Annotated in this window: 19 protein-coding genes; 6 read left to right on the top strand and 13 right to left on the bottom strand. The window is 62.8% G+C overall.

The features are described 5' to 3' along the window. Nucleotides 1-14: 14 nt before the first annotated feature. A complete protein-coding gene (locus IFT44_RS03595; RefSeq protein WP_122477662.1) occupies nt 15-443 on the top strand; it encodes a LexA family protein in 429 nt (142 codons plus the stop codon). Continuing rightward, nucleotides 430-1707: a translesion error-prone DNA polymerase V subunit UmuC gene (gene umuC / locus IFT44_RS03590; RefSeq protein WP_192137345.1), complete on the top strand. Its 1278-nt coding sequence runs from the start codon at nt 430-432 to the stop codon at nt 1705-1707. Before IFT44_RS03595 ends, umuC begins: the two co-directional genes overlap by 14 nt. Before the next feature lie 57 nt (nt 1708-1764). Here umuC and norR read toward each other — a convergent pair whose 3' ends face one another. Further along, nucleotides 1765-3351 carry a nitric oxide reductase transcriptional regulator NorR gene (gene norR / locus IFT44_RS03585; protein WP_192137338.1) on the bottom strand — a complete coding sequence of 529 codons (1587 nt, stop codon included), beginning with the start codon at nt 3349-3351 and terminating at the stop codon, nt 1765-1767. 124 nt (nt 3352-3475) lie between these two features. On the opposite strand from norR, the gene hmpA reads away from it, so the two are divergent. Together hmpA and IFT44_RS03575 are read left to right on the top strand one after the other, a co-directional pair. Next, entirely contained in the window at nt 3476-4663 is a 1188-nt protein-coding gene (gene hmpA, locus IFT44_RS03580; protein WP_192137336.1) for an NO-inducible flavohemoprotein, read from the top strand. A 55-nt stretch (nt 4664-4718) separates the two neighbouring features. Further along, on the top strand, nt 4719-5798 hold the full coding sequence (locus IFT44_RS03575; RefSeq protein WP_192175420.1) for an NAD(P)H-dependent flavin oxidoreductase: 1080 nt from the start codon (nt 4719-4721) through the stop codon (nt 5796-5798). 108 nt (nt 5799-5906) lie between these two features. Here IFT44_RS03575 and IFT44_RS03570 read toward each other — a convergent pair whose 3' ends face one another. Together IFT44_RS03570 and IFT44_RS03565 are read right to left on the bottom strand one after the other, a co-directional pair. Continuing rightward, nucleotides 5907-6944 (bottom strand): LLM class flavin-dependent oxidoreductase, encoded by a 1038-nt coding sequence (locus IFT44_RS03570; protein WP_122477671.1) that lies wholly within the window; start codon nt 6942-6944, stop codon nt 5907-5909. 72 nt (nt 6945-7016) lie between these two features. Then, nucleotides 7017-7502 carry a flavin reductase family protein gene (locus IFT44_RS03565; protein ID WP_122477673.1) on the bottom strand — a complete coding sequence of 162 codons (486 nt, stop codon included), beginning with the start codon at nt 7500-7502 and terminating at the stop codon, nt 7017-7019. A gap of 236 nt (nt 7503-7738) precedes the next feature. Here IFT44_RS03565 and IFT44_RS03560 point away from each other — a divergent pair, with 236 nt between their 5' ends. Beyond that, nucleotides 7739-9142, top strand: coding sequence for a purine-cytosine permease family protein (locus tag IFT44_RS03560; RefSeq protein ID WP_192059734.1), 1404 nt, complete (start codon nt 7739-7741; stop codon nt 9140-9142). Between the two features lie 85 nt (nt 9143-9227). Here the strand turns inward: IFT44_RS03560 and IFT44_RS03555 are convergent, their stop codons facing one another. The 5 genes from IFT44_RS03555 to ribBA form a co-directional block, all read right to left on the bottom strand. Continuing rightward, entirely contained in the window at nt 9228-10382 is a 1155-nt protein-coding gene (locus IFT44_RS03555) for an ABC transporter ATP-binding protein (RefSeq protein WP_192055362.1), read from the bottom strand. 9 nt (nt 10383-10391) lie between these two features. After that, on the bottom strand, nt 10392-11201 hold the full coding sequence (locus IFT44_RS03550) for an ABC transporter permease (RefSeq protein ID WP_122477679.1): 810 nt from the start codon (nt 11199-11201) through the stop codon (nt 10392-10394). 6 nt (nt 11202-11207) lie between these two features. After that, nucleotides 11208-12146, bottom strand: coding sequence for an ABC transporter permease (locus IFT44_RS03545; RefSeq protein WP_192137330.1), 939 nt, complete (start codon nt 12144-12146; stop codon nt 11208-11210). Then, nucleotides 12131-13156, bottom strand: coding sequence for an ABC transporter substrate-binding protein (locus IFT44_RS03540; protein ID WP_122477683.1), 1026 nt, complete (start codon nt 13154-13156; stop codon nt 12131-12133). Before IFT44_RS03540 ends, IFT44_RS03545 begins: the two co-directional genes overlap by 16 nt. A 95-nt stretch (nt 13157-13251) precedes the next feature. Further along, nucleotides 13252-14400: a bifunctional 3,4-dihydroxy-2-butanone-4-phosphate synthase/GTP cyclohydrolase II gene (ribBA, locus tag IFT44_RS03535; protein ID WP_192137328.1), complete on the bottom strand. Its 1149-nt coding sequence runs from the start codon at nt 14398-14400 to the stop codon at nt 13252-13254. Nucleotides 14401-14488: 88 nt separating this feature from the next. Here ribBA and IFT44_RS03530 point away from each other — a divergent pair, with 88 nt between their 5' ends. After that, nucleotides 14489-14791 (top strand): DUF1330 domain-containing protein, encoded by a 303-nt coding sequence (locus tag IFT44_RS03530; protein ID WP_122477686.1) that lies wholly within the window; start codon nt 14489-14491, stop codon nt 14789-14791. Here IFT44_RS03530 and IFT44_RS03525 read toward each other — a convergent pair. From IFT44_RS03525 to IFT44_RS03505, 5 genes are all read right to left on the bottom strand, one after another. Further along, nucleotides 14788-15351 (bottom strand): NUDIX hydrolase, encoded by a 564-nt coding sequence (locus IFT44_RS03525; RefSeq protein ID WP_192055357.1) that lies wholly within the window; start codon nt 15349-15351, stop codon nt 14788-14790. The genes IFT44_RS03530 and IFT44_RS03525 overlap by 4 nt on opposite strands. 5 nt (nt 15352-15356) lie before the next feature. Next, a complete protein-coding gene (locus IFT44_RS03520; RefSeq protein ID WP_122477690.1) occupies nt 15357-16109 on the bottom strand; it encodes a GntR family transcriptional regulator in 753 nt (250 codons plus the stop codon). Nucleotides 16110-16234: 125 nt separating this feature from the next. Then, nucleotides 16235-16720, bottom strand: a complete 486-nt coding sequence (locus IFT44_RS03515) for a flavin reductase family protein (RefSeq protein ID WP_185793181.1) — start codon at nt 16718-16720, stop codon at nt 16235-16237. Nucleotides 16721-16731: 11 nt separating this feature from the next. Then, complete coding sequence (locus IFT44_RS03510) at nt 16732-18213, bottom strand: aldehyde dehydrogenase (RefSeq protein ID WP_122477694.1); 1482 nt, start codon at nt 18211-18213, stop codon at nt 16732-16734. After that, nucleotides 18210-19043: an alpha/beta fold hydrolase gene (locus IFT44_RS03505; protein ID WP_122477695.1), complete on the bottom strand. Its 834-nt coding sequence runs from the start codon at nt 19041-19043 to the stop codon at nt 18210-18212. Before IFT44_RS03505 ends, IFT44_RS03510 begins: the two co-directional genes overlap by 4 nt.

Genomic DNA, 19043 nt, shown 5'->3' with positions numbered 1-19043 from the left:
TACCAGGCAATCCCATGATCACCATTCTTGGCCCGCTCGCCCAGGGCAGCACCGCGCATCCGCTGTATTCGTTCAAGGTCCCGGCCGGTTTTCCCTCGCCTGCGGCCGACCACATGGAACAGCGCATCTCGCTGGACGAGCTGCTTGAAATCCGCGCACCGCACATCTATTTGGTGCGCATCCAGGGCGACAGCATGCAGGGCGCCGGGATTTTCTGCGGCGACCTGGTGATCGTGGATCGCTCGATCGAGGCCGAGCACGGCCATGTCGTCATCGCGGCGGTGAACAGCGAACCGGTGTGCAAGCGCCTGCACAAGCGCGGTCGCGAGGTGATCCTCAAGTCGGCCAATCGCGATTACCCGCCGCGCTACATCATGGAAGGCGACGAATTGCTGATCTGGGGCGTGGTCACCTTCAGCGTACGCGCCCATGAAAAGGAATGAGCCGGTCTTCGCCCTGATCGACTGCAACAGCTTCTACGCCAGCTGCGAGCGGGTGTTTCGCCCGGACCTGGCGAAGACCCCGATCGTGGTCCTGTCCAACAACGATGGCTGCGTGATCGCTCGGTCCGCCGAAGCCAAGGCGCTGGTGAAAATGGCCTCGCCGTATTTCCAGATCAAGAACCTGCTGCGCCAGCATGGCATCGTGGCGTTTTCCTCCAATTACGCGCTATACGGTGATATCAGCGAACGGGTGATGTGCATCATCGAGTCCATGGTGCCGGCCCTTGAGGTCTACAGCATCGACGAAGCGTTCGCCGACCTCACCGGCATGCATCAGGACCTGGACGCCCTGGGCCGAGACATTCGCGAACAGGTCTACCGGCGCACTGGCATCCCGGTAGGCGTGGGTATCGCCGGTACCAAGACCCTGGCCAAGCTGGCCAATCATGCCGCGAAGAAATGGCATAAACAGCTGGGCGGCGTGCTCGACCTGCGCGAGGCGGGACGCCGCGATCGTCTGTTGAAAGTCACCCCGGTGAGTGATGTGTGGGGCATCGGGCGCAAGATGAGCGCACACCTGCAAGGCATGAACATCGCTACCGCCTGGGACCTGAGCTGCGCCGACCCTGCGCTGTTGCGCAGCCGGTTCAGCGTGGTGATCGAAAAGACCGCCCGTGAACTGGGCGGCACGCCCTGCCTGGCGCTCGAAGACCCCGATCCGCCCAAGCAGGAAATCTGCTGCAGCCGGATGTTCGGCAAGCGCCTGACCGAGATCGCGCCGATCCGCGAGGCGGTGGCCAGCTACGTGATGCGCGCTTCGGAAAAACTGCGGGCGCAGCATTCGTTGTGTCGGCAGCTGCGCGTAAGCGTGCGCACCGGCATGCTCAACCCGCTGGAAGCCAAGTACGCCAACGGCGTGGTGGTGCAGCTGCCATACCCCACCGACGATGTACGCCTGTTGACCAAGGCGGCGGTGCAGGGCTTGGAATTCATCTTTCGCAGCGGCTTCACCTACAGCAAAGCGGAAATACTCTTGCTGGGCCTGTGTCAGCGCGGCGAGTTCACCGACGACCTGTTCGCCAGCGCGCAACCGGCCGCCGCCGAGCGGCTGATGCAGGTGCTCGACCAGGTCAACGGTCGCTGGGGCAGGGGCACGCTGCGCCCAGCAGCGGTGCCGACCAACCCGGACTGGGGCATGCGTAGGGAGATGATGAGCCAGAGCTATACGACGCAGCTCGAGCAGCTGTGGACGGTCAGGGGGTGAGCGTTCCATCGCGCCTGTAGTTGGGCGCGGCAAACGATGAGGTGGCCGGTGTCGTTCCTAGACGCGCCGAACGCTGACACCCAGCCGAGCCGCAAGCCTTGCCAGATTGGCGCGATCCAGGCCGAGGCTCTTGGCAGCAGCGGTGATATTGCCTCGGTGCTGCATCAATGCGTTTTCCAGGAGCTCTTTCTTGTAGTCATCAACGGCGGCCTTGTAGTCGAGGGGCATCGACCGAACGGAATCGCTTGAACGCGCGGGCTCGGTTTCCAGGACTCTGGCGGTGGTCGGAAGGTCGAAATCGTCTGCCAGCAGAACGAGCATGTCTTTACGGGCTGAACCGGAACCCCGCTTTTTCGCCTTCAACACGGCCCTGGCGATCTGGTGCTCCAGCTCGCGAACATTCCCCGGCCAGGCGTATTGCCCGAGCGCCTGTTTGGCTGGGGCGGCGAACCGCACCGGAGGCAGTGCCATGCGGTACCGGTTTTCCTCGGCGAACGCGCCTGCCAGAAGAAGGATGTCCTCCTTGCGCTCTCGCAGTGGCGGCACGCGCAACGGGTACACGGTCAGACGATGATAGAGGTCGGCACGAAATCGACCTGTCCGAACCTCTTCGGCCAAGTCGCGGTTGCTCGCGGCCAGCAAACGAATATCCACCACGTGTGAACGGTCGGAGCCCACGCGCTGCACATCACCGCCTTGCAGCACCCGCAGCAGCTTGGCCTGCACCGACAGCGGCAGCTCGCCGATTTCATCGAGGAAGAGCGTGCCCCCACTGGCCATCTCGAATTTGCCGAGGCGGTTCTCGACGGCGCCTGAAAACGCGCCTTTGACGTGACCGAACAGTTCGCTTTCGACAAGGTGTTCCGGCAAGGCGGCGCAGTTGACGCTGATCATCGGCTTGTCGGCACGGTGAGAGTGGCTGTGGAGCCGACGCGCCACCAGTTCTTTGCCAACGCCCGTTTCACCAGTAATGAGTACGGTCAGCTCGCTGGGCGCCACCAGGTCGATTTCTCCCAGCAACTGTTTGAATGCCTCACTGGTACCGATCATCCGTTGAGGTCCGCCCTGGTGGGCCAGTCGGTAGGCATCGGCTCGCTTGCGTTCGCCCTCGAGAGTGCGCATCAGCTCGTCGAAATGCCCGGCGGCCACCACCGTAGCGGCGGCCAGGCGCGCGAAGGTTTCCACCGTCTGCAGATCGTCCTCGGAAAATTGACCCACGTTCAGCGCGTCCAGGGTCAGAACACCCCAGATTTTCTCGTTGATGCGCAGGGCGCAGCCCATGCAGTCGTGCACAGGCAACGCGCTGGCGCCGATCAGGCCGTCGTAGGGGTCCGGATAAGGACAGTCGGGCGCAAACAATATCGCTCCCGGTGCCTCGACGATCGCTTTCAAGCGCGGATGGCTGTCCACCGGGTACCGTCGCGCCATGGCATCCACCGCCAGCCCATGGGCGGCTTCGGGTATCAGAACGTGATCTTCGAGGCGCAGGATGGCGACGGCATCGGTGGGTACCAATTCGCGAAGCGCATCGAGCACACGCTGGTAACGGTATTCTGCGCTGATCTCCGCAGTGAGATCGCTCAGCAGCGGGAGAAGCGCCTGGAGAGCCCGTGATGACTGAGTCGAAATGACCTTGCCTTTCATATTTGGGTCTTTTTAACCGAGTCTAAAAGACTCTTAAGAATAGATGAAGGACTGATTTTATTGGATTTTCTGTATGGCATAGCGGTTGCTATGAAGATAGCACCCATCTGCATCCGGAGTTCACATGCTCACTCAAGCTCAGCGCGACATCATCAAAGCGACCATCCCCCTGCTGGAAACGGGGGGTGAGGCACTGGCTACGCATTTCTATAACATCATGCTGGATGGCCATCCAGAGGTCAGGCCTTTGTTCAATCAGGCGCATCAGGCAAACGGCTCGCAACCTCGGGCGCTCGCGAACGGTGTGCTGATGTATGCCCGCAACATCGATCGTCTGGAAAACCTGGGACCGCTGGCAAGCCAGATCGTCAACAAGCACGTTGCGCTGCAGATTCTTCCCGAGCACTACCCGATCGTGGGTGCTTGCCTGTTGCGCGCGATTCGTGAAGTGCTGGGTGAAGAAATCGCCACTGATGAAGTGATAGCAGCATGGGCGGCAGCCTATCAGCAGTTGGCCGACATTTTGATCAGTGCTGAAGAACAGGTGTACGAAAACGTCGCCGCCGCACCCGGTGGGTGGCGCGGCGGGCGCATGTTCCGGGTCGCCGGCAAGGTGCCTGAAAGCAGCGAGATCACCTCGTTCTACCTGGAACCGGTCGATGGCGAACCCGTCATTGCGCATGAACCGGGCCAGTACATCAGCCTGCGCCTGAACATCGATGGGAACGAGTGCCGGCGCAGTTACTCGCTGTCGGCGCCATCCTCGGGGGTGGGGCTGCGCATCAGTGTCAAGCGCGAGCCCAGTGGTGTGGCTTCCAATTATCTGCACGACCAGATTATCGCTGGGTCAGTGCTCGAGCTCTTTCCACCTTCCGGCAACTTCACGCTTGCAGAAGGTACCAAGCCATTGGTGCTGATCAGTGGCGGGGTGGGTATCACGCCGACGATCGCTATGGGTGAAACTGCGCTGCAGGCAGGTGATCGTCCTGTGGTATTCATCCACTATGCAAAAAATGCCCAGGCTCAAGCGTTCAGAGACCAGCTTCGTGAATGGCAGCAACGTTTCCCGCAGTTCAGGGCCTACATCGTTTACAACGAGGCCAGTACCGATGCAGGGGCGCAGCCTGATGCCGTCGGCATGCCTTCGATAGAGCAGCTGCAGCAATGGTTGCCCGCTGACCGCAACGTGGATGCCTACTTTCTCGGCCCCAAACCGTTCATGGCATTCATGAAGCGAACGCTTCGAGACATGGGCGTACCGGACGGTCAGGCGCATTATGAGTTTTTCGGACCTGCAGAGGCGTTGGTCTAGCACTGGTCAGGTCGGATCGCTAACCGGCACGACCAATCGAGAGGAGGGATGAGAAATGCCGAAACCCGACATGCTGTCCGAATGGGGGATCACGCATCCGATCGTTCAAGCGCCCATGGTAGGTGTCTCGACGCCGCAATTGGCAGCAGCTGTTTCCAATGCCGGTGCATTGGGCTCCATCGGTCTGGGGGCCAGTACGCCAGAGCAGGGGCGTGAGTTGATCCGGCAGACCAGGGCGCTCACCCACAAGCCCTTCAACGTCAACATGTTCTGCCATCGCCCGGCTGCGTTCGACCACGCCAGAAACGATGCGTGGCTGCAGTATCTTTCAAGTTTCTTTCCCGAGTTCGACGCTGCACCTCCGCCGGTCTTGAAAGAAATCTACAAAAGCTTCGTCGATGATCGAGCCATGCTCGAGATGCTCGTCGAAGAAAAACCGTCGGTCGTCAGCTTTCATTTCGGCGCGCCGCCTGTGCAGTGGATCGATGAGCTCAAGTCGGCGGGTATCTGCGTCATCGGTTGCGCAACGACGTTGGCCGAAGCACAGCAGCTGGAGCGCGCAGGCGTTCAGGCCATCATTGCCCAAGGGTACGAAGCCGGCGGGCATCGGGGGGTGTTCGATGATGGGTTCGGACAAGACCAGCAGATGGGCCTGTTCGCGCTGTTGCGCATCATCGTTGAAACCGTGGATCTGCCGGTCATTGCCGCCGGCGGGATCATGGATGGTGCCGGGATAAATGCAGCGCTGATGCTCGGCGCAAGTGCTTGTCAGCTGGGAACGGCTTTCATTTTGTGTCCGGAGTCGTGTGCAACCCCAGAGCACCGGCAGGCGCTGAAAAGCGCGAAGGCGAGTCAGACACGGGTTACCAGCTATGTATCGGGCCGACCGGCCCGCGGGATTCCGAATCGCCTGTACCTGGAGTCCGGAACCGACAGCGTTCCCCTGCCAGCCGAGTATCCGTTGGCCTACGATGTTGCCAAAGCCCTGCATGCCGCGGCCAGCGCCAAGGGATGCCACGATTTTGCAGCCCAGTGGGCGGGTCAGGGCGCACCGCTGGCCAGGGAGCTGCCTGCGCAAAGGCTCGTTCAGGCCCTTGTCGAAGAAATGCAGGCGGCCTCTCGATTCAGCCACTGATGATGTTGTCGGCAAGAGTGACGCCGGTAGCCTGCGCGCGTTGAACACGTTGGCCATCCATGAAAAAACCGGGCAGGTGCCCGGTTCTTTCGTTGCATGCTGCCAAGCCTAGCGAAAGGCCGGCACTACCTCATTGATGAACAGCTCCAACGACTTCTTCTTTTCTGCATGGGGCAGGCTGTTGTCGCACCAGAAGCTGAACTCGTCGACGCCCAGTTCCTGGTAGTACTTGATGCGCGCGATGATTTGTTCGGGCGTGCCGATCATGGTGTTCTTGCGGATGTTCTCCAGTTCGAACTCGGGGCGCTCGGCGAACTTGGATTCCGGGCTGGGTTCCAGGAAGCCGTTGACCGGGGTGGTCTTGTTGCCGAACCAGGCGTCGAAGGTGCGGTAGAAGCGCGAGATCGCCGTGGCGCCGACCTTCCAGCCGTCGGGGTCGTCACTGGCGTGAACGTGGGTGTGACGCAGCACCATCAGTTGCGGGCGAGGTACGTCCGGGTTGTTCGCCAACGCCGTTTCGAACTTGTTCTTGAGATCGACCACTTCCTCGTCGCCCTTCATCAACGGCGTGACCATGACGTTGCAGCCGTTGGCGACGGCGAAGTTGTGCGAGTCGGGGTCGCGCGCGGCGATCCACATCGGTGGCGTCTTGATCGGCTTCGGCACGCTGGTTGAGGTGGGAAACTTCCAGATCTCGCCATCATGGGCGTAGTCGCCTTCCCACAGTTTACGCACCACCGGCACCATTTCGCGCAGGGCGTTGCCGCCACTGCTGGCCGGCATGCCACCGGCCATGCGGTCGAATTCGACCTGGTAGGCGCCGCGAGCCAGGCCGACTTCCATGCGCCCGTTGCTGATCACATCCAGCAGTGCGCATTCGCCTGCAACACGCAGCGGGTGCCAGAACGGCGCGATGATGGTACCGGCGCCCAGATGGATGGTGGTGGTCTTGCCGGCCAGATACGCCAGCAGCGGCATGGGGCTCGGGGAGATGGTGTACTCCATGGCGTGGTGCTCGCCGATCCATACCGTGCTGAACCCGCCTTTTTCGGCCATCAGGGTCAGTTCGGTCAGGTCTTCGAACAGTTGCCGGTGGCTGGTCTTGTCGTCCCAGCGCTCCATGTGTACGAACAGCGAAAATTTCATCTTGCCTACCTCGGATCTGTTGGCGGTGATTCGTCCCGGCCGGGGGCTTGCCGCAGCCTGGGTATGGGAGTGTCAGGCGAAAGCGGGAAGGGCGCCCATTTTGCCGCGGCAGTAGACCAGCGGGCTTTGCGGGGCGCTGGGTACCAGCAGATTCTTCACCGCGCCAACCATGATTGCGTGGTCACCACCCTCGTACTCGCGCCACAGTTCGCACTCGATGACCGCAATGGCATTCTTGAGTACCGGATTACCCAGAGCGCTCATGCTCCACTCGATCCCGTCGGCCTTGTTCTTGCCTTTGCTGGCGAAGGCGTAGGCTTCGGCCTGCTGGTCGCTGGAAAGCAGATGGATGGCGAAGCGCTTGCTGCGAATCAAGTGGGGGTAGGAGTCGGCTTTGTAGTTGGGGCAGAACAGCACGAGGGCCGGATCGATCGACAGCGAGCTGAAGGCACTGGCGGTCATGCCGACCAGTTGGCCTTCGTCGTCCAGCGTGGTGATCACGGTCACGCCAGAGGGAAACGAGCCCATGACTTGTTTGTAGATTTCGGCATCGATCATCAAAGGCACCTCTCGTTTATTCGAATATTTGTTGGTCTGATGGTATACCAAAGAAATGTTTGTGCAACCCTGAATTTCAGTCGCCAGATACACAACTGGCAACGGCTTGGGGTGGCGGGACTGAGCGATCCACTTGCCTTTTCTTGGTATACCGTAATATGGTCTGTCTATCAGAAGCGGGTCGTTGCATCGATCCGGATTCCTACAAGAACAACAACAGACTCGAGTGAAAAACTATGTCCGAGCGTACATCGCAAGACCCATTGATCGAGAGCTACACCGTCGAGCAGGTCCCTTCCACCGAGCGCCATGGGCGGGCTCGGGACCTGTTCACACTGTGGTTCAGCACCAACATTGCGCCCCTGCCGATCGTGACCGGCGCCATGGTGGTACAGGTGTTCAACCTCAACCTCGCCTGGGGGTTGCTGGCCATCGTGCTCGGGCACTGCCTGGGTGGGCTGGTCATCGCCTTGTCCTCGGCCCAGGGGCCGCGGCTGGGCATTCCGCAGATGGTCCAGAGCCGCGGACAGTTCGGCCGCTTCGGCGCGCTGCTGATCGTGTTTTTCGCCGCATTGATCTATGTCGGCTTCTTCATCTCCAACATCGTGCTGGCCGGCAAGTCGATCCACTCGATGGTCGAGCCGATCTCCCTGCCCGTAGGCAGCGTGATCGGCGCCTTGGCCGCCACCGCCATTGGTGTGCTGGGCTACCGGTTCATCCATACCTTGAACAAGATCGGTACCTGGGTGATGGGCGGCGCACTGCTCGCCGGATTCGCCTATGTGTTCAGCCAGCCGTTGCCGGTCGACTTCCTTACCCGTGGTGGCTTCACCCTGGCGGGGTTCATCGCCACGGTGTCGTTGGGAGTGATCTGGCAGGTCAGCTTCTCGCCCTACGTGTCGGATTACTCGCGCTATCTGCCGACCGATATCGGCATCGCCAAACCGTTCTGGGCCACCTATGCCGGTGCCACCCTGGGGACCATCCTGTCGTTCAGTTTCGGCGCGGTGGTGGTGCTCGCAACGCCGCCGGGCACCGAAGCGATGACTGCTGTGGCGCAGGCCACCGGGGCGCTGGGCCCGCTGCTGATGCTGCTGTTCCTGCTCAACATCATCAGCCACAACGCCCTGAACCTGTACGGCGCGGTCCTGGCCATCGTCACCGCCGTGCAGACGTTCGTGGCCCACTGGACGCCCAGCGTGAAAGTACGCATCGTGCTGTCGGCGCTGGTGTTGAGTGGCTGCTGTCTGGTGGCGGTGGGCGCCTCGGGTGACTTCATCCAGGACTTCATCGGCTTGATCCTGGCACTGCTGCTGGTGTTGGTGCCCTGGGCGTCCATCAACCTGATCGACTTCTACCTGATCAAATACGGCAACTACGACATCGAGTCGATCTTCGCCGCCGACGGCGGGCAGTACGGGCGCTTCAACTGGCACGCGATCATCGCCTACGCCTGTGGCATTGCCGTGCAGCTGCCGTTCGCCAACACCGCCTTGTATGTCGGCCCCTACGCCCACCTGGTCGAAGGTGCCGACCTCTCCTGGCTGGTCGGCATCGTGGTGACCTGCCCACTGTTCTACTGCCTGGCCACGCGCAAGCAACAGCGCGCAGAGCGGGTACGCGCCGGATACGCCAAGTAGTTCGAACCGACAGAAACAGCACCTGCAAAAAGGCCCCGATCACTCGGGGCCTTTTGCGTTGCGGGGTAGAAGGCGCGTTGCAGGCTCAGTGCGCGCCAGCCGCCTTGTTGAGGTCAGCGTCTTCCCACTGGGTGTACACGCAGGCATCCGCCGCTGCCCAGCGCACCTGGACCTGCTCACCGGCCTGCAAGGGCATGCCGGCTGCAGACAAGGCCTTGACCGTCATCGGCGTGCCACCCTGGGTCACGACGCTGCAGGTCTGGCTCTCGCCGAGAAACAGCGTCTCGGTGACCGTGGCGGCGATCTGGTTCCAGCCCGGCAGCAGCGGTTGCTCTGCAGCCTGCGCGGCGCTCAATGCCTGGGCTTTCTCGGGACGTACCATCAGCAGTACCTGCTGGCCCGTATTGGCGCCGGGTGTCAGGCGCATGCCCAGGCTGGCGCCTTCGAAGCTGCCGGAACCGTTGCTGGTGGTGGTCAGCTTGAGGAAGTTGGAGTTGCCCAGAAACGAGGCCACGAAGGCATTGGGCGGGTTCTGATAAAGGTCGTAGCCGCTGCCCAGCCCGACAATCTTGCCGTGGCTGAAAATCGCGATACGCTGCGACAGGCGCATGGCCTCTTCCTGGTCGTGGGTCACGTAGACGATGGTGATGCCCAGGCGCCGGTGCAGCTGGCGCAGCTCATCCTGCAGGTCTTCGCGCAGCTTCTTGTCCAGTGCGCCCAACGGCTCGTCCATGAGCAGAATGCGCGGCTCGTAGACCAGGGCGCGAGCGATGGCAACGCGCTGCTGCTGGCCACCGGACAGCTGCGAAGGGCGACGGTGTGCGAAGGCCTCGAGCTGCACCAGCTTGAGCATTGCGTCGACCTTGCGATCACGCTCGGCGCGGCCCAGCTTGCGGATGTCCAGGGGGAAGGCAATGTTGTCGCGCACCGACAGGTGCGGAAACAGCGAATAACGCTGGAACACCATGCCGATACCGCGCTTGTGCGGCGGCACGTTGACCAGCGACTGGCCGCTGACCAGGATCTCGCCGGAACTGGGTGTCTCGAAGCCTGCCAGCATCGACAGGGTGGTGCTCTTGCCCGAGCCACTGGAACCGAGGAAGGTCAGGAACTCGCCGTTCTTGATGTCCAGGTCGATATTGTCGACCGCAGCGAAGTCGCCGTAATGACGGTTCAGGCCGCGGAGGCTGACCAGGGTGTCGCCGGCCTGCACGGCCTGTTGTTTGATCACAGCACTCATGTCCAGCTCCTAGGCGTTGACGGGGTTACGGCGACGAATGATTTCGGCAGCCACCATGACCAGCACCGACAGGGCGATCAGCAGCGTCGAGGCGACGGCGATCACCGGCGTCAGGTCCTGGCGCAGGGTGGTCCACATTTTCACGGGAAGGGTCTGCAGGGTGGGGCTGGCCATCATTACGCTGAGGACCACTTCATCCCAGGAAACCAGGAACGCGAACAGGCCGCCGGCGACCATGCCCGGACGAATGGCCGGGAACGTGACCTTGAAGATTGCCTGCAGGCGGGACGCACCACAGATCACTGCGGCATCCTCGATGGACTGGTCGAACAGCTTCAGCGAGTTGATGATCGAAATGATGGTGAAGGGCAGGGCGACGATCACGTGGCTGACCACGAACGAGAACACCGTGCCGGTGTAGCCCAGCTTGAGGAACAGCGCATACACGGCCACCGCGATGATCACCACTGGCACGATCATCGGCAGGGTGAATAAGGCATACAGCAACTCGCGGCCCGGAAACTTGCCACGCACCAGCGCGAAGGCCGTCGGCAGGCCCAGCAGTACCGCGAACACAGTGGTCAGCGCAGCGACTTTCAAGCTCGACCAGGCCGCTGCCATCCACTCGGGGTTGGCGAAGAACTGCAGGTACCACTTGGTGGTCCAGCCCGGTGGTGGAAACACCAGCCACTGGGATGAGCCGAACGACAGCAGCACGATGAAGACGATCGGCAACAGCAGGAACAGGCCGATCGACCCCGTGGTGAGGTACAAGCCCACGCGCAGGCGTCGACTCATGGCATTGGGGGTAAGAAGCATGATGACTTACCTCGAATTGCTGGAGCCGACCGGGGATTCCGGTTGCAGCTTCAGATAGAAATAGAACAGCACCAGGGTGATCAGCACCAACAGTGCGGCAGCAGCGCTCGCCAGACCCCAGTTGAGGAAGGATTGCACCTGTTGCACGATGAACTCGGGCAGCATCATGTTCTGCGCGCCACCCAACAGCGCCGGAGTCACGTAATAGCCCAGCGACATGACGAACACCATCAAGGCACCGGAGAACAGTCCCGAGCGGCACAGCGGCAGGAATACCCGGAAGAAGTTGGTCCACGGACTGGCGCCGCAGATGGCGCCGGCCTGCAGCACCATCGGGTCGATGGCCTGCATGGTGGCCTGCAGCGGCAGAACGATGAACGGAATCATGATGTAGCTCATGCCGATCACCACCCCGGTCAGGTTGTGCACCATCTCCAATGGCTGGTCGATGATGCCCAGGGCCATGAGCAACTTGTTGACCACCCCCGACGCCTGCAGCAGCACCAGCCAGGAGTAGGTGCGCGCCAGCAGGCTGGTCCACATCGACAGCAGCACGATGCTGAAGATCCAGCGGCCCCAGCCCCGTGGCACCAGGGTGATAACCCAAGCCAGTGGAAAGCCCAGCAATACGCTGAACAGGGTCACCAGCCCGGCCACCGAAAAGGTGTTGAACAACACCCGCGCATAGGCCGAGTTGGCGAACAGTTCGCGGTAGTTGTCCAGCCCCGGTGTCGGCTCCAGCACGCCGCGCAGCAGCAGGCCAATGAGCGGGGCGAAGAAGAACAGGCCGAGAAACACCAGCGCCGGGATCAGGTTGCTCGACCCGCGCCAGCGCTGGATCAGGCTCGGGCGCGGCTGGGCGGCGTGCAGCGCACCAGGGCCGCCGGCGGCGCCCCCGGTGCTGCCGAGGGCGGAGGGCGAGGACAGCTTCACTTGACCAGCCATTCGTTCCACCGTGTCGCGATAGAGGGGCCATTCTTGGCCCAGTAGGCGAAGTCCAGAGTGATCTGGTCGTCAACGTGCGCGGTCGACAGGTTGGGCGCCAGAACCGAGTCCAGGCGCTGCACGCTTTCAGTGTTGACCGGGGCGTAGGCCGTCAGATTGGAGAAATCGGCCTGGCCCTTGGCACCGGTGGCGTTGGCCACGAAGCGCATGGCTGCCTCCTTGTTTTTCGAGCCCTTGGGCACGACCAGGAAGTCGGCCATCGCCAGGTTCTGCTTCCAGCTCACGCCCACCGGAGCGCCATCCTGTTGCAGGGCGTAGACCCGACCGTTCCAGAACTGACCCATGGTGACTTCGCCCGAGGCCAGCAGCTGCTGGGACTGGGCGCCGCCGCCCCACCAGACGATGTCCTTCTTGATCGAATCGAGCTTCTTGAAAGCGCGGTCGAGGTCCAGTGGATAGAGCTTGTCGGCAGCGACGCCGTCGGCCAGCAGGGCGATCTCCAACACGCCTGGGCTGGGCCACTTGTACAGTGCGCGTTTGCCGGGATAGGCCTTGGTGTCGAACAGTGCAGTCCAATCCTGGGGTTTGCCGGCGCCGACCTTGCCTTCGTTGAAGCCCAGCACGAATGAGAAGTAGAACGAGCCCACGCCGTAGTCGGAGACGAAGCGCGGGTCCAGCTTGGTGCGGTCGATGACCTTGAAGTCCATGGGTTCGAGCAGGCCTTCGCTGGCCGCACGCAAGGCGAAATCGGCTTCCACGTCGACCACGTCCCACTGCACGTTGCCGCTCTCGACCATGGCCTTGAGCTTGCCGTAGTCGGTGGGTCCATCCATGACCACCGCTGTGCCGCTGCTCTTGCTGAACGGATCGGCCCACGACGACTTCTGCGCGTCCTGGGTGGTGCCGCCCCAGCTGACGAAGCTCAGCGTCTCGGCTGCCACGGCAGTGCCTGCCGTGAACGCCAGCGTCGCTGCGGCCAACGCCGCTATCGCACGTTTTTTGAATACCATCTTGTACGCCCTCATTTGTCATTGTTTGAGCGGGCTGTTTCCACACCCGCGTATCGGGAGCAGTCAGGTCGTGGCGACCTGGGCGATCGTTTGTTTCAGATGCCGTTGCCGTCCATGGCGGATGCATCCGGTCCGGGTGCCTGGAATGCGATGCTTTCGACCACTTCGAGGTCGTAGCCCGTGAGACCTGCGTACTTGAGCGGCGGGCCCAGGTGACGCAGTTTGCCGACGCCCAGATCCTGGAGGATCTGCGCGCCGGTACCGACTTCCGAATAGATGCGTGTCTGCGTACTCGAATAAGGGCGCACCGGCTGGGTCAGGTGCGGTACGCGCTCGAGCAGGGCCTGGGAAGACTCGTGATTGGCCAGCACCACCACCACGCCCGTACCGTGCTCGGCGACTTTCTGCAGCGCCGCCCACAGCGTCCAGTTGGCGGGACCTGTGTACTCGGCGCCGACCAGGTCGCGCAGCGGGTCGATGACGTGCACCCGCACAAGAGTCGGATCTTCGCGGCGGATGTCGCCCATGACCATGGCCATGTGCACGCCGCCCTGGATGCGGTCTTCATAGCTGACCAGGCGGAACGTGCCGTGCACGGTAGGCAGCTCGCGCTCGCCCATGCGCGTCACCGTGTGCTCGGTGCTCAAGCGGTAGTGGATGAGGTCGGCGATGCTGCCGATCTTGATGCCGTGACGCGCAGCGAACAGCTCCAGATCCGGACGACGCGCCATGGTGCCGTCGTCTTTCATGACTTCGACGATCACCGCGGCAGGGGTGAAGCCGGCCAGCCGCGCCAGGTCGCAGCCGGCTTCGGTATGCCCGGCGCGGGTCAGCACACCGCCTTCGCGGGCGCGCAGGGGAAAGATGTGGCCCGGTTGCACCAGGTCGGCGGCAACCGCCTGAGGCGCCACTGCGGCGGCAACGGTGCGCGCCCGATCGGCGGCGGAGATACCGGTGGTGACCCCGCTGGCGGCTTCGATGGAAACCGTGAACGCGGTGCCGAACCCGCTGCCGTTGCTGGGTACCATCTGCTCCAGCCCCAGCCGCTGGCAGCGTTCCTCGGTGAGGGTGAGGCAGATCAATCCGCGTGCTTCGCGGGCCATGAAACTGATGGCCTCGGCCGTGCAGCGGTCGGCGGCGAGCAGCAGGTCACCTTCGTTTTCGCGGTCTTCGTCGTCCACCAGCAAGACCATCTTGCCTTGACGAAAGTCCTCGATGATTTCTTCGATGCTGTTGAACGCCATGCCTGCACTCTCTGGGATGACTGGTCTGGGATAACTGGCCTAATCGTGGTATACCATAATACGTACATTACCCCCTGTCGAGTTGAAAATGAAGGCTTATTGGATTGCTCATGTAGACGTTACCGATCCTGCGCAGTACGTGCTTTACACCCAGCGCGCGCCGGCGGTTTTCGCCCAGTTCGGGGGGCGCCTGCTGGCCCGTGGGGGGCGTTCGCAAGCCATGGAAGGCAGGGCCACGCCGCAGCGCAGCGTGGTGATCGAGTTCGATTCGTACGCCCAGGCGCAAGCCTGTTACGAGTCCAGGGAATACCAGGAAGCAGCCGCCCTGCGTGCGGGCGCCGCGAAGGCCGAAGTGATCATCGTCGAAGGTTGCGAGGCGGTCGCCGGCTAGCGCATGAAGTGGATGCGGCCGGTATCGTCGTTGCCCATGTAGATGCCGTAGGTACCGGTCGCACGCTCCTGGATGTAGCGCTCCAGGATCTGCCGGATGGCGGGGTAGTAGATACTGTCCCAGGGTATGTCCTGCGGCGCGAAGAACTGCCGTGCGGCAGTTTCCGGGCCGAACTCGTCGGTGATCTCCAGGGCCATCGCGCGAAAGATGATGTACACCTCGCTGATCCGCGGGACGCTGAAGATCGAGTACGGCGAGAGGATTTCGGCGCGCACTCCGGCTTCTTCCCACAGCTCGCGCAGGGCGCCTTCCTCGGTGGTTTCTCCGCTTTCCATGAAGCCTGCGGGCAGCGTCCAGGTGCCGGGGCGCGGCGGGATCGCGCGCTGGCACAGCAGGTACTTGCCGTCGGTTTCGACGATGCAGCCGGTGATGACCTTCGGATTGACGTAATGGATGTGGCCGCAACCGGAGCAAAAGGTCCGCTCATGGGTATCGCCCGCAGGGATTCCGAGGCTCAGGCCGCAGGCACCGCATTGGGGGCAAAACCGTGGAGTGGCCATGTCGGTCAGCGTCCGATGCGCGGTTCGTTGAGGGCTATGGGCGCGGCGATGTCGCGCACCTTGTGGTCGTCGTTGCGCTGCTGACGCAATGATTCCAGGGCCACCTTCGCAGCGGCGCGGACGTGATCGACGGACGCCTGGTGCGCCGCCATCGGATCGCCGCTCTTGATCGCGGTGACGATGCGTTCCATTTCGTCGCTACTGACGCCGCGGCGGTTTTCCTGCGACACCGAGGTGGCGCGCAGGTAGCTGATGCGGGCCTGCAACTGGCGCAACTGGGTAGCGGCGACCTGATTGCCCGAGCCTTCGAAGAGCACGTCGTAGAAACCCTGGACCGAGCTCAGGACGTCGGACAATGCACGCTCTTCGAGCGCCTTGCGGTTGACCGCCAACGCTTTTTCCAGGGCACGGATGTCCCGGGCCTTGGCATTGAGGGTGAACAGCTGGACGATCAGGCCTTCGAGCACGCAACGCAGCTCATAGATGTCGCGGGCGTCTTCCAGGGTGATGATGGCCACGCGTGGACCCTTGGCGTCGGCGAATTCCACCAGGCCTTCGGATTCCAGGTGTCGCAGCGCCTCGCGCACCGAGGTACGGCTCACGCCCAGGCGCTCGCACAGATCACGCTCGACCAGGCGATCGCCCGGCAGGAGCTGGAAGTTCATGATGGCGCTGCGCAACTTGTCGAGCACGATTTCGCGCAGGGTGACGGGGTTGCGATTGACCTTGAAGCTGTCGTCGAGGGGCAGGCGTTTCATCGGGTCCGCTCTGTTGAAAAGGCAAAAAAACAGCGGCGAGTCTAGCACGCCCCCCGGCCTTGCTGCCCAACGGCGACAGGCCAGGTGCCCAGGTGCGGCTGGCCGAATGGGTCAGCGCAGGTCGATCATCCCAGGGTCGGCAATGCGCCCAGTTTGCCGCGGTGGTAAAGCATGGGCGTCAACGGCTCGCTGGGCAGGATCAGGTTCTTCACTGCACCGACGATGATCGCGTGATCGCCACCGTCGTACTCGCGCCACAGTTCGCACTCGATGATGGCCGTGGCTTTCTCCAGCAGCGGGTTGCCCAGCTCGCTGAGGTGCCAGGCGATGGCCCGCGCCTTGTCCTTGCCCTTGCTGGCAAAGGCGTAGGCCTCCGCCTGCTGGTCTGCGGACAGCAAGTGAATCGCGAAGCGCTTGCTGTCACGCAGGATAGGGTAGGTGTCCGACTCGTAGTTGGGGCAGAACAATACCAGCGCCGGGTCGATCGACAGCGCACTGAATGCACTGGCAGTGATGCCGACGATGCCGCCTTCCGGGTCCAGCGTGGTAACCACCGTCACGCCGGATGGGAACGAAGCCATCACTTCTTTGTAGATGCCGGGTTCGATCATTTCAAATTACCTCAACGCATCACGAATGGGTCGGGCATGGGGGCCTGGGACAGGTTGATCCATACCGTCTTGAGTTCTGTGTAGGCCAGTACCGAATCGATGCCGCTCTCGCGGCCATAGCCACTGTTCTTGAAGCCGCCGATCGGCGCCATGGCCGATACCGCGCGGTAGGTGTTGACCCAGATGATACCGGAACGCACGTCACGGGCCAGGCGGTGGGCACGGCCCAGGTCGCGGGTCCAGATGCCGGCGGCGAGGCCGAACTGGGAGTCGTTGGCCATGGCCAGCGCTTCTGCTTCGGTGGAGAAGCGGATGACCGACGCCACCGGACCGAAGACTTCCTCCTGCATGATCTTCATGGAGTGGTTGTCGCATTCGAACAGGGTCGGCTGGTAGTACCAACCGTCGCTGTCGGTCTGTGCGCGCTGACCGCCCATGCGCAGGGTAGCGCCTTCTTCCAGCGCCTGCGCGACCAGGCTTTCGACCACGGCCAATTGCTGGGCGGTGGCCATAGGGCCCATTTCGCTGGCTTCGTCCTGGGGGTTGCCGATCTTGATGCGCTTGGCGCGCTCGACCAGACGCTCGACGAACTCGTCGTAGATCTCGTCCTGCACCAGCAGGCGCGAGCCGGCCACGCAGCTCTGCCCCGAGGCGGCGTAGATGCCGGCCACCACGCCGTTGATGGCGCTGTCCAGGTCGGCATCGGCGAAAATGATGTTCGGCGACTTGCCGCCCAGCTCCAGGGACAGCTTGGCGAAGTTTTCGGCGCTGCTGCGTACCACATGGCGCGCGGTGGCGGCACCGCCGGTGAAGGCGATCTTGCGCACCAACGGGTGGCGGGTGAGGGCAGCGCCGGTGCTCGGGCCGTAGCCGGTGACGACGTTGACCACGCCCGGCGGAATGCCGGCTTCCAGAGCCAGGCGCGCCAATTCCAGCAAGGTGGCGCTGGCATGCTCGGAGGGCTTGAGAACGATGGTGTTGCCGGCCGCCAGGGCCGGCGCCAGCTTGATCGCCGTCAGGTACAGCGGGCTGTTCCAGGGAATGATCCCGGCAACCACGCCGATCGGTTCGTGCACCGTGTAGGCGAACAGGTCGGGCTTGTCGAGCGGCAGTGTGCCGCCCTCCAGCTTGTCTGCCAGGCCTGCGGTGTAGTGGAAAAATTCGGGCAGGTAGCCCACCTGGCCGCGGGTTTCGCGGATCAGCTTGCCGTTGTCACGGCTTTCGAGCTGAGCCAGCGCTTCCTTGTTCTCGCCGATCAAGTCGCCCAGTCGGCGCAGCAGCTTGCCCCGGGCGGTGGCGGTAAGCCCGCGCCATGCCGGCGCCTCGAACGCCCGCTGTGCGGCCTGCACGGCGCGGTCGACGTCGGCCTCGTCGGCGTCGGGCAACAGCGCCCAGGGTTGGGCCAGGGCCGGGTTGTGACTCTCGAAGGTCTTGCCGGACAGCGCATCGACCCACTGGCCGTCGATGCACATCTGAAAGCGTGAAAGGGTCATGCGACGATCCCCTGTGCCTGGTTGTCCAGGCGCTGGGCCCGGGTGAGAAAATCCAACAACATCTGGTTGACCAGCCGGGGTGATTCCACCGGCATCATATGCCTTTGCTCGTGGAGTATCGCTACCTCGGCGTGGGGAATGCGCTCGGCCATTTCCCGGGCCATCTGTGGCGTGGAGCCCGGGTCGAGCTCACCCGTGGCGATCAGCGCCGGCGCCGCGATGCTGCCGAGGTCATCGGCGCGGTACATGTCCTGGGTGGCGAACAGCTCATAGGTGGTTAAGTAGCCCTGAGGATCATTGCTGGCCAGGGTCTCGCGCAGCGCGGCGATCTGCGCCGGGTTGGCCGCCTGATACTCGCGGCTGAACCAGCGCGACAACGCCGCCTCGGCGTTCGCGTTCGGGCCATGCTCGGCAGCCTGCCCGGTGCGCGCTATCACCCCGGCGCGCTGTTCGGCGCTGCGGTTGAACACGCTGTTGAGCACCACCAGGGCCTGCAGGCGTTCGGGGTAGTGCAGGGCGAACGCCCGTGCCACCAGCCCGCCCATGGAAAAACCGATGACCGTCGCTGCGGGCACCTGCAAGTGGTCCAGCAGTTCGAGCAATTGGTCGGCATAACCGAGCAACGCCGTGCCTGGCGCAGGCAACGCACTGGCGCCATGCCCGAGCATGTCGTAGGCGATGACCCGATAGTGCGGCAGCAGCCCGACGAACTGGCCTCCCCACATTTCCTTGTTCAAGCCCACTCCATGGATGAACACCACGGGCGGGCCGTCACCCGCGGCCAGGTAACTGGTACCGGCCGCAGTGCGTTCAGCGGTAAGCCGAATCAT

This window comes from Pseudomonas sp. CFBP 13710, assembly GCF_014842235.1.
GTDB classification, from domain to species: Bacteria; Pseudomonadota; Gammaproteobacteria; order Pseudomonadales; family Pseudomonadaceae; genus Aquipseudomonas; species Aquipseudomonas baltica.
The sequence above is the reverse complement of the archived record's forward strand: the minus strand, read 5'-3'. Positions and strand labels throughout refer to the sequence as shown.

Bases quoted from the DNA above. Each gene is read 5' to 3' on its own strand.
- IFT44_RS03595 (WP_122477662.1), top strand. From the start codon at position 15: ATGATCACCATTCTTGGCCCGCTCGCCCAGGGCAGCACCGCGCATCCG.
- umuC (WP_192137345.1), top strand. From the start codon at position 430: ATGAAAAGGAATGAGCCGGTCTTCGCCCTGATCGACTGCAACAGCTTC.
- norR (WP_192137338.1), bottom strand. From the start codon at position 3,351: ATGAAAGGCAAGGTCATTTCGACTCAGTCATCACGGGCTCTCCAGGCG.
- hmpA (WP_192137336.1), top strand. From the start codon at position 3,476: ATGCTCACTCAAGCTCAGCGCGACATCATCAAAGCGACCATCCCCCTG.
- IFT44_RS03575 (WP_192175420.1), top strand. From the start codon at position 4,719: ATGCCGAAACCCGACATGCTGTCCGAATGGGGGATCACGCATCCGATC.
- IFT44_RS03570 (WP_122477671.1), bottom strand. From the start codon at position 6,944: ATGAAATTTTCGCTGTTCGTACACATGGAGCGCTGGGACGACAAGACC.
- IFT44_RS03565 (WP_122477673.1), bottom strand. From the start codon at position 7,502: ATGATCGATGCCGAAATCTACAAACAAGTCATGGGCTCGTTTCCCTCT.
- IFT44_RS03560 (WP_192059734.1), top strand. From the start codon at position 7,739: ATGTCCGAGCGTACATCGCAAGACCCATTGATCGAGAGCTACACCGTC.
- IFT44_RS03555 (WP_192055362.1), bottom strand. From the start codon at position 10,382: ATGAGTGCTGTGATCAAACAACAGGCCGTGCAGGCCGGCGACACCCTG.
- IFT44_RS03550 (WP_122477679.1), bottom strand. From the start codon at position 11,201: ATGCTTCTTACCCCCAATGCCATGAGTCGACGCCTGCGCGTGGGCTTG.
- IFT44_RS03545 (WP_192137330.1), bottom strand. From the start codon at position 12,146: ATGGCTGGTCAAGTGAAGCTGTCCTCGCCCTCCGCCCTCGGCAGCACC.
- IFT44_RS03540 (WP_122477683.1), bottom strand. From the start codon at position 13,156: ATGGTATTCAAAAAACGTGCGATAGCGGCGTTGGCCGCAGCGACGCTG.
- ribBA (WP_192137328.1), bottom strand. From the start codon at position 14,400: ATGGCGTTCAACAGCATCGAAGAAATCATCGAGGACTTTCGTCAAGGC.
- IFT44_RS03530 (WP_122477686.1), top strand. From the start codon at position 14,489: ATGAAGGCTTATTGGATTGCTCATGTAGACGTTACCGATCCTGCGCAG.
- IFT44_RS03525 (WP_192055357.1), bottom strand. From the start codon at position 15,351: ATGGCCACTCCACGGTTTTGCCCCCAATGCGGTGCCTGCGGCCTGAGC.
- IFT44_RS03520 (WP_122477690.1), bottom strand. From the start codon at position 16,109: ATGAAACGCCTGCCCCTCGACGACAGCTTCAAGGTCAATCGCAACCCC.
- IFT44_RS03515 (WP_185793181.1), bottom strand. From the start codon at position 16,720: ATGATCGAACCCGGCATCTACAAAGAAGTGATGGCTTCGTTCCCATCC.
- IFT44_RS03510 (WP_122477694.1), bottom strand. From the start codon at position 18,213: ATGACCCTTTCACGCTTTCAGATGTGCATCGACGGCCAGTGGGTCGAT.
- IFT44_RS03505 (WP_122477695.1), bottom strand. From the start codon at position 19,043: ATGATTCGGCTTACCGCTGAACGCACTGCGGCCGGTACCAGTTACCTG.